Below are 8,777 nucleotides of genomic sequence, written 5' to 3' on the forward strand. Positions count from 1 at the left end.
GGACTCAGGAGGTAGTTCACAGATCGTGGATGTTCCAATTCAATGCATTCAGTCGAAAACCGCGCCTCGATATCCCACGTGGACGGCTATAGGAAACTCCTGAAATTCCAAAAAATTCTGTCGGGCTTACCTCTATACCGACCACGCCCGGACTGACCGTGTCACAACCTATTTCACTCTCCGGACTTCGGAGGATCAGGCCGCCACCATACCACAGCCAACCCCCCAATCTTCTTCTTCCGAATGTCACCACGCTCCGTTAACGCCTCAAGCTTGTTGTAAGCGGTTCTCTGCGCGACGTCAAGGGCTTCTGCTACCTCGCTCGTCGTCCGGGGTTCCGTATCCGTAAACAGTTCAAGGACGTCGTCGATAGACACAGTCTCCTGGTACCTACCTCCCTCGTCGCGTTTTCGTCCCATAACACCGTATTTGACGCACGAGACAATACCTCTTTCCACTGCACACGTGGGCAACCGGTACAGCTATATCCTATGCTTACGTAGGTGAAGGTGAGAAGAACGGCTCCCTCAGAGCGTGAAAACGCCGGGTGGTTGGAACACCCGGAGTCGGCTTCTCGGATTGGAGAAAGCCAATGGCAACTATCGAAAGCGGTAGACAAAAGAGTGCTGTTGAGTACCTGAAATTCGGCGCGAAGACGTCCAAGCGCGTCACGTGGGAGTCGTGGGAGTTCACGATTGAATCCCCGCACTTGGTTCGCGTCACTAATGCGTCCTACGGGATTGAGAAAGACGACCACAGTTACCTCGTCGGCGTTGAGAATCGAGACGACGTCCTCGTTCCGGCTGAGTGCGAGTGTCCGGCAGATATGTACAACGAGGAGTACGACTGCAAGCATAAGGTCGCGTTGGCGACGGTCGGCGGTCCTGTCGTCCTTGAAGCGTCCGTGAACTTCCCGACTCCGAGAGCAGATCCCGAGCGGACGAATCTCTCACCGCTTTCGGATAGACTCCGAACGGACGGAGGAACCACGGCAGAGAAAGGCAACGAAGAAGCACAACCACTCGGTTCGTCGGAATACGAGGAGTGCGAAGAGTGTGCAAAGCTCTCCGACGATTTCCCGTGTTTCCCCTGCTTCATCAACGGTAGAAAGGAACTGCCGAAATAGGTCGACCGCGGGACAGCACCCGGTTTGATTTACTGTTTAAATTTCGAATGATGATCTATTCAAACCGTGCTATACAGTTATCAATAATTCTTAAATACTCTCACTGTGTCTAATTAGTGAGAAAGCCCCTGAGCGTCTGCTATGGGTGCAGAGCTGTCTGATAACCTGAACTTACCAATAAGGTTATGTCCTCAGCGTACCGATATAGGTTAGAGAAAAGCCTGAGCGTCTGCTACGGACCAATTTGGTCATTCTCGCGGGTACGTGTATAGATAGCTTCTCAATAGCTGTTTGTGAGTCAATAGTCAATTCGACCACTGTAAGGTCTTGAGTCACGACTATCGCGCTCATACGTCACACTGCGGCCGTCGCTGAGTCGAGAGGCTCTTTCTCATAAGGAGTTGAATAAGTATGATAGCCACTGACAAGACTGTCTCGAACGAAGTAACGACTACCTTCAATTCGGATGAAATACCTTGCGTTCAGTACGGTTTCCCCGAGGATAAGGGACCATTCCGTGAGCCAAAACTTCGGACTATCTTCGATCCAATTCCTGAGGGTGCAATAACGGTCAGCCCGATCTATCTTCTCACACAGAAACAGTATGATCGGCAGGAACGATTTGAGACGGGATATGAGGTATCTGAGTACCGGATAATAGCGACCGAACTACAGGACGAATGCGAGTCTAAAGGGCGAGTTCGTTATCCGGTTCACGTCGAAAGCGACGTTCTCCGCGAAGAGGGTGGCGAGACCCTGATTGAATGGTTCCGTGAGTTCGTCGAAGAATGGCTCAATGTTCCGTTCAAAAGCTGTGATCTGTATTTTTCAGGGAGCAGGTCGATTCACGTCCACGTTCCGCGTTTTGTATCTGGTGAAGACGCGCGTAAACGACTCAAGCAGACGGCTGAATCCTTTTGCGAGGAAACCGGAGCCGAGTTAGACTGTGGACTATACAGCTCTAAGAGACTCTTCCGCCTACCCGGAGTAAAACACGAAAAGACCGGCCTTCCGAAAGTAGAGATCGGGGATACTTGGGATGATGTCGAAGTGTTCAAAAAGGTACAGCAAGGGGCTGAAATCCCCGAGTCGTATGAGGTGGTTCTAAGAGACCTTTTCATCCTAGATAAAACTGTACGCCTCACGACGGAGCCTGAGGGGACGTACAACCCCTTCACGAAGGCCAATATCTTTGAATCAGAAAGGTCTCGGTTGCGGTTCAACACTACCGAGGCGGAAACCCGGCTGCCACTCATAGAACAGCAGGAACACCCGGACGATCCCGCTGACGTTCCTCTGTGGGCGCAGTACAACTACAAGGAGTTCTCACCGTATGCGCTCGCGGCGGGTAACGGTCGGAGTGTAGCGGCACTTGAAGTCAAGGGCGGAGCATTCGCCCGGAGAGACGTACGAGAAGGGGCTACACTGATCCCTGCGTACTTCTTCGGAGCGCAAGGGTGTGCAGGTCGTGAGTTTATCAAGGAAACCGAACACGCGCCACTCCAACTCTCAGACCGTGACTATGAGAAGTGGGACTACGCCGAAGGTGACTACGTCGTCATCATCGGCGGACAAAGCCGAAGCTCTCGTATCTTCGGTGTTAAGCCGTATCAGGCGGCAACTGTCGGGAAAATTCTAATGAGAGAAGGAGGGGGAAGAGCAGAGGCGCTTGAGTATCTGAGCAATGAAGAGTTTGATATAGGAGCGGCAGGGTCGGCTGTGTCAAAACCGTCGGTAAAGACGAAAAGGCGCGCGGACAACTCTACTTCCCAACCGAAACCAAGTCAAAAATCTGAGGCTGCTAAACTTCAACAGAGGGCCGAGCAGTATGGTATCAAATCACTCGGCCATATAGAGAGATTACGCGTGGCAAACCGGCTCCTCAAACAAGATTGGGAGGTTGCGTGGGAGTGGTTCAAACAACAATTTGGTTCAGAGTTCAAACCCGATGTGACGTGGACTCACTTCAAGAGTATCTGTGAGAACACTAAATACGGAAATGACTACTCCCACGTGAAAGTTCCAAAACGGCCGTACTGATCGGCTCCGTTGATCGAGAAAAAATTTCTCACTTCTATCCTCTACAACCAATATCTCTATCTGATGTCTCTATCTCCGTATGTGTTTACCATCTATGTCTATACTCTATTGCCCCCCCGGCCACCCACCTCTGTTATGGTGCGAAACCGGCCGACCGCGGCGAGGTGACTTCTCGAATCGAGGGTAGAGTATATAAAACAATCATCCGCCAAATCGAAGGCGAAAACATTCCCGAAGGCAGCCGGCGGATTCGGGTACGATAACGGCTTACGGAAAAACTATTATGAGTACAACAACCGTTGAGAGCGAAGCGGCTGAGTTTCTGACTACCCCCGAGCGGACAACCTCAATCACAAAGTTCAGTGATGGAGAAATAGGCGCGGCGACAATCGTTCTTGATGCTGAAGCTCTGTCAGCCCTCGGAATCTCCAAATCGGCCGATGGAGTTACCTTCCAAGTCAAGAACGGGGTGTTGACAGTTCGATAGACGGCACGGAATCTTTTTATATACTATCCGCGTCGGTATTATTGTCTGTAATCCACATCTGTTTAAAGAAATCGGACACACCTATGAGCAACAAAAGAGCAATCGCGTACCCGCCACAGGAGCAGTACGACAATTGGCAAGACCACGCGGAGAATTTGGATATGTCGGTATCTCAATTCATCACCGGGATGGTTGAGGCAGGACGCAAGAAGTTTGACGCGCAGATCACCCCTGACGAGTCGGTTTCAGAATTACGGGATCAACGAAACGATCTGAAAGATGAGCTTGCGCGGACCCGAGAGCGGGTAGAGAAATTAGAGTCTCAGTTGCACGCTGGCGAGCGGGGATCTATGATCAACCATATTCGAGCTAATCCGGGCTGTACGTTTGCAGAGGTGCAACAAGAAGTAGCAGAGAAATCCGGAGAGAGGCTAATGAGATACGTCGAGGCCCTGAGTGGCGAGAAAATAGAGCGGCGCGATGGGAAGCTCTATCCTGTTGAAGGAGGCGAGTAGTGACCCGGACGGGGATTGCGGACCCCTCGGAATATCTCGGGATCTACAAGTCCATTGACGACGTTCCCGATATGTATTCGCTGAGCCGGCTATCAGTAGGGTACAGCGACCAGGATCTATGGGCTGAGTTTATCGAGTCACGGAGCCATCTATCAGAAGCGACTATCAAGTACACGTATGGCCGTTTGGAACGGTTGTGGAAACCGTTTTGCGAGAAGCGTGGGATCAATCCGGCGTTCCCCGATCCGGACGACGTTGAAGATTTCTTTGCACAGCAGTTAGCCGAGCGATCGATTCAGACAGTGTATGACTCTCGGTTCGTTCCGCTGTTCAAATTCTTTGAATGGCTATTACACCACACGGAGTACCCACATCGGTACAACCCGGTCGTTATGGCCGCAGTATCCGGCGAGGCGGGTTTTCGTCTGTGGGAGAAGAGACTTGAGGAATGTGGAGTAGAAAAATGAGTAACGAAAAAGCACAATTAGCAGAGGCGTTCGGCCGTTCAACTGACCCGCTCGCAGAACACGAACCGATCTACAGGGAGTTGGATGTTGACCCGTTCGAGCTTTGGCTTGACGAGGAGATCCGAGCGAGGGGGATCACTGAGGGATCTACAAACAACTACGTCGTGGCTGCTCGGCAATTCAAGGAGTATATGTGGTCAGTTCACGACCGACATCCCGCTTGCCCAACAATCGAACACGCAAAGGGATTCGCAGAGTGGCTTCGTGAGAGCGAGGGCAACAACAATACCACAGTATCGAAGAAGATGATGTTTCTCACTCAGGCGTTCAGGTACTTCGGGAACGACGCCGCTTTTCCGAATGAATCCGACTTCAACCCCTTCGCTTCGGCTCGAAGTAAGATCGATTTGACCCCACCGGACAAGAAGCCGATGCCGCGAGTCACAGAAGATGATCTGCGGCGTGTTATCTCGGGGGTGACGAACATTCGAGACCGGGCAATTATCGTTATGCAGTTGAAGTTAGGCCTTCGCTCGGGCGAGCTATGCAATATCAAATTGGAGGATATTCACATTCGGGACGATGAGTTACTTCGCCACTATGAGGAGATGGGGACAAATCAGCACTTGAACGGCCGAGAGAACGCAGTGTATATCCCCCACGATCGCGAAGGTAACAAGTCTCGACGTCCCCGGACACTTCCTCTTGACGACGAACTTCGGGGGCTGCTTCTCCGGTGGCTATTGATCCGCCACGACGTATCTGAGCCGTGGCTATTCCTGTCGTACACGAAGGGACACCAGTTAGAATCGACGGTAATCAACGATATGTGGAAGGACTACTGGCACCCGGAGTACGAGGAGACTCCCCGCCACCGTGCAGTGACAGCTCATTTCGGCCGGCATCACTTCACGACGTTTTGGCGGGTACAGAAGGACGCCCCGGAGGAGTTGGTGAAGTATATGCGTGGAGACGTCGTTTCGGGATCAAGGAATATGCAGAACAGCGGGGACGCAATTCACTCGTACATCCACACTTACTACGAGGATATTGAGGAGTTATACACGAATGAAATTTGGAAGCTGAATTTGTAGTCAGAACAAATATCACAGTTTAGTCAGCTCATTCTGCGAATTAGCCCATTTGAGTCTTCGTGATCTTCTTGTGGACATTCATTGCGTGATACGGTAGGCCCTGCGTCAATTTTTTAAGTATATCTCACCTATATTTGACCGAAATGGCCCGAATCTCGTTCGACACTATGCCTGCCCGTGCTGTGAGTCTCGGGCCCTCGCAGTACGGGATCTCTGAGTAAGAGGAGTTTCGATAGTGGTTGGGGGGGAACCCCTGTAATAAACGCCTCGGTTCTCGTTGTGCTAGTCGTAGTAGTACTGGCTACATCAATTGGTTTTTGTACCGGAATTATTAGCGGAGAGTACGTACTAAAACGTGTTATAGAAATGACGAGTGCAACCCTGGTGGGGTGCATCCTGATGCGAGTAAGGGAGATGGCTAATAATACGAATGACAAATAATCAAAAGAGAGGACTATCTTCAGATCAAGAAGAATTATTGAGAAAAAAGATACGGTGTCAGGAGAACGGTGAGCAGACAATTGAATTAGCAAGGCAAGAAATAGAGAGAATCTGCAATGTAATTCAGGTTGATAACAGGGTCTCCCATTTAGCAAATGCCATCTACCGCCGGTCCTTAGAGAAGAAATTCATAGAAAATCGTACGATAGGTACAGTCGCTGCAGCCGCGGTTTATGCAGCTTGTCGAATTGAAAATGAGCCCCGAAGTGCAGATAAAGTGAGCGGGGTAGCTACTGAGACTATAGCAGATAGGGCTCGGGATGTGACAATATTAAAAAGAGTCTATTCTGAAATGAGTACTGCACTAGAACTTAGGACGGGGCCAGTAGACCCAAAAGCACTAATTCCGAGATTTGTTGATCAGTTGAATTTAAACTCTGAATGCGAGGCGAAGGCCAAAGAATTACTCGATACGGTTGACGAAACAGTCAAATCAGGCAAGTCCCCAAGAAGTCTAGCCGCAGCCGCTGTTTATTGTTCCTCTCTCCTCCATAACGAGATGCGGACTCAAGAACAAGTAGCTGAAGTAGCCGATCTAAGTGAGACTACCATAAGAGAACGGTACCAAGAAATGATATATGAAGTGGGAGTGATGGATGAGGAAGATTAAGAAACTGAACTTTATATTTAATATTACAGAATTTGATATGCTTTTGAGTTATAATTTGGAGTAGTTTGTGTGCGGATTCTTGAAGTACAGATCGTGTCGACGTCCATCTCGTCGAATCCCATAATCCGTCGTTTGCACCACGGAATATAAAACCCTACAGGAGCGGTCTCGGGGGTCTCGGCGCCGCTCGCTGGGAGACGGCGGCGGCCGCTCAGCCCAGCTGGCCGATGACGTCCGCGCCCTCGACGTAGACGAGGTCGTGCCGGCGGGCGTAGTCGAGCGCGTCGGTCGGCGTCCGCGCGCCGCCGGTCTCGGCGTCGAGCATCTCACAGACGACGACCGCGGGCGGAAGGCCCGCCGCGTCTGCCAGCGCGAGCCCCAGTTCGGTGTGGCCGCGGCGGTCGTCGAGCAGGTCCGGCGCGCCGCGGAGGACGTGGACGTGGCCCGGCGTGCGGAACTCGGCGGCGAAGTCCTCGGCGTCGTAGTCCTCGTTCGCGTCCGCGACCGCGTCGGCGACGTCGGCGAGCCGCCGGATGGTGAGCGCGCGGTCGTCGTCGGTGATCCCCGTGAACGTCTCGCGGTGGTTCACCGGCAGGGAGAACGACGAGCGGTCGTCGTAGGCGAGGTCGTGATCGGCGCTCGCCGGGTGGTCGAGTTCGTCTTCGAGGAAGGGCAGCTCGATCGCGTCGGCGACCTCGTGGGAGACGGCCGTGCAGATCAGCCCGCCCGCGTCGGCCCGGAGCCGGACGACGGCGTCGGCGTCGACCGCGCCCGCAGGGTAGACGATGTCGGTCTCGCCCTCGCGGTCGGCGGCGTCGTGGACGAGGACCGGCTCGCCCCGCCGGAAGGCGGCGACGGCGCGCTCGACCGCGCTCGGGTTCGCGCGCTCGCGGTCCGGTGCGGCCCCGCTTTCGCCCCCGCCGCGGCCGCTCTCGCGGTCGGCCTCGGCGACGTCGGTGGTCGAGTGCGTCATTCGACCGCCTCCACCCGAACCGTCACCGCGTCGTCGTCCGCGAGGTCGAGTTCGTCGCGGAGGCGCACGGGCGCGATGATCTCCAGTTGGGTCTCGTCGTGGTGGGTCCGCTCGGGGACGATGATGTGGGTCGGCTCGGCGACGTCGCCGCCGTCCGAGACCGTCGCGGCGTAGCAGGTCGCCGGCCCGAACGTCCGCTCGTCGTCCTCCCAGCCGTCGATCGGGATGCCCGACAGCGACGACATCGCCGAGCGCGAGCGGATGCTCTCCTCCGAGAGGTCGACGTTGAGCGTGCCGGGGAAGGGCTCGTACCCGAGGCGCTCTTTGAACTGCTCCATGTAGCCCGACAGCGAGATGTAGTGTCTGCCCTCGCCCATCCCGCTCGTGACCGTGCCCTCCAGTTCGACCGTCGAGGGGTCCGAGCCCTCGAAGATCCGCCGGTAGTGGGAGTACTCGCGGTGGAGCGCCGCCTCGCCGGATTCGGTGAGCGACACCCACTGGCCGTCGGCGACGACGTCGCGCTCGATGTGTCCCGCCTGCTCCAGGCGCTGGAGGCGGCGCGAGGCGGTCTGGCTCGACGCGTTCAGACGTTCGGCGAGGCCCGAACAGGAGATCTTGACCGGCTCCGACCGCCCGCCTTCGAGCGCGACGAACTTCAGCGCCGCGAGCTCGTCGTGACCGACGGTGGAGACTGCCGATTCTGACATTACCGGGGCTTGGAATCGGGCCGTGTTAAGTATAACGGGTATGAGATGCGTAACGAATCTGTTATGGAAGATCAGGGAGATTCCGAAATTGGGAGCCGTATCAGGATTGAACCGTCCGGATCCTAAAAGCGTCGGTCTCGGCATCGGGCGACGGTTGGCCGGCCGCGAGTCGGCGACGGCGGCGGCGACACCGCGGGGCCGAAGCCGCCGCGGAGGCGTTCGGAAAGGCCTTTAGTCGCGGTTCGACAACGGCGGGT

General features: G+C 54.4%; 10 protein-coding genes. 7 read left to right on the forward strand and 3 right to left on the reverse strand.

Annotated features, from left to right (window positions below; translation table 11 throughout):
* Positions 1-173: 173 nt before the first annotated feature.
* Positions 174-419, reverse strand: a complete 246-nt coding sequence (locus tag OS889_RS15775; protein ID WP_372391463.1) for a winged helix-turn-helix domain-containing protein — start codon at positions 417-419, stop codon at positions 174-176.
* Between the two features lie 173 nt (positions 420-592).
* On the opposite strand from OS889_RS15775, the gene OS889_RS15780 reads away from it, so the two are divergent.
* From OS889_RS15780 to OS889_RS15810, 7 genes are all read left to right on the forward strand, one after another.
* Entirely contained in the window at positions 593-1,126 is a 534-nt protein-coding gene (locus OS889_RS15780; protein WP_372391466.1) for a hypothetical protein, read from the forward strand.
* A gap of 411 nt (positions 1,127-1,537) precedes the next feature.
* Positions 1,538-3,166, forward strand: coding sequence for a hypothetical protein (locus OS889_RS15785; protein WP_372391468.1), 1,629 nt, complete (start codon positions 1,538-1,540; stop codon positions 3,164-3,166).
* A gap of 283 nt (positions 3,167-3,449) precedes the next feature.
* Complete coding sequence (locus tag OS889_RS15790) at positions 3,450-3,653, forward strand: hypothetical protein (protein ID WP_372391470.1); 204 nt, start codon at positions 3,450-3,452, stop codon at positions 3,651-3,653.
* Positions 3,654-3,736: 83 nt separating this feature from the next.
* Positions 3,737-4,168: a hypothetical protein gene (locus OS889_RS15795; RefSeq protein ID WP_372391472.1), complete on the forward strand. Its 432-nt coding sequence runs from the start codon at positions 3,737-3,739 to the stop codon at positions 4,166-4,168.
* Complete coding sequence (locus OS889_RS15800) at positions 4,168-4,635, forward strand: hypothetical protein (RefSeq protein WP_372391474.1); 468 nt, start codon at positions 4,168-4,170, stop codon at positions 4,633-4,635. The genes OS889_RS15795 and OS889_RS15800 overlap by 1 nt, the downstream gene beginning before the upstream one ends.
* A complete protein-coding gene (locus OS889_RS15805) occupies positions 4,632-5,729 on the forward strand; it encodes a tyrosine-type recombinase/integrase (protein WP_372391476.1) in 1,098 nt (365 codons plus the stop codon). Before OS889_RS15800 ends, OS889_RS15805 begins: the two co-directional genes overlap by 4 nt.
* A 430-nt stretch (positions 5,730-6,159) precedes the next feature.
* The gene (locus OS889_RS15810; protein ID WP_372391478.1) at positions 6,160-6,840 is read left to right on the forward strand and encodes a transcription initiation factor IIB family protein; all 681 of its coding nucleotides are present in this window, start codon (positions 6,160-6,162) and stop codon (positions 6,838-6,840) included.
* 211 nt (positions 6,841-7,051) lie between these two features.
* Here OS889_RS15810 and ribB read toward each other — a convergent pair whose 3' ends face one another.
* Complete coding sequence (gene ribB / locus OS889_RS15815; RefSeq protein ID WP_372391480.1) at positions 7,052-7,813, reverse strand: 3,4-dihydroxy-2-butanone-4-phosphate synthase; 762 nt, start codon at positions 7,811-7,813, stop codon at positions 7,052-7,054.
* Positions 7,810-8,520: a DUF120 domain-containing protein gene (locus tag OS889_RS15820; RefSeq protein WP_372391482.1), complete on the reverse strand. Its 711-nt coding sequence runs from the start codon at positions 8,518-8,520 to the stop codon at positions 7,810-7,812. Before OS889_RS15820 ends, ribB begins: the two co-directional genes overlap by 4 nt.
* Positions 8,521-8,777 lie beyond the last annotated feature (257 nt).

The sequence above is a fragment of the Halobellus sp. MBLA0158 genome, from assembly GCF_041477585.1.
GTDB classification, from domain to species: Archaea; Halobacteriota; Halobacteria; order Halobacteriales; family Haloferacaceae; genus Haloquadratum; species Haloquadratum rubicundus.

Bases quoted from the DNA above. Each gene is read 5' to 3' on its own strand.
- OS889_RS15785 (WP_372391468.1), top strand. From the start codon at position 1,538: ATGATAGCCACTGACAAGACTGTCTCGAACGAAGTAACGACTACCTTC.
- OS889_RS15790 (WP_372391470.1), top strand. From the start codon at position 3,450: ATGAGTACAACAACCGTTGAGAGCGAAGCGGCTGAGTTTCTGACTACC.
- OS889_RS15775 (WP_372391463.1), bottom strand. From the start codon at position 419: ATGGGACGAAAACGCGACGAGGGAGGTAGGTACCAGGAGACTGTGTCT.
- OS889_RS15780 (WP_372391466.1), top strand. From the start codon at position 593: ATGGCAACTATCGAAAGCGGTAGACAAAAGAGTGCTGTTGAGTACCTG.
- OS889_RS15820 (WP_372391482.1), bottom strand. From the start codon at position 8,520: ATGTCAGAATCGGCAGTCTCCACCGTCGGTCACGACGAGCTCGCGGCG.
- OS889_RS15795 (WP_372391472.1), top strand. From the start codon at position 3,737: ATGAGCAACAAAAGAGCAATCGCGTACCCGCCACAGGAGCAGTACGAC.
- ribB (WP_372391480.1), bottom strand. From the start codon at position 7,813: ATGACGCACTCGACCACCGACGTCGCCGAGGCCGACCGCGAGAGCGGC.
- OS889_RS15810 (WP_372391478.1), top strand. From the start codon at position 6,160: ATGACAAATAATCAAAAGAGAGGACTATCTTCAGATCAAGAAGAATTA.
- OS889_RS15805 (WP_372391476.1), top strand. From the start codon at position 4,632: ATGAGTAACGAAAAAGCACAATTAGCAGAGGCGTTCGGCCGTTCAACT.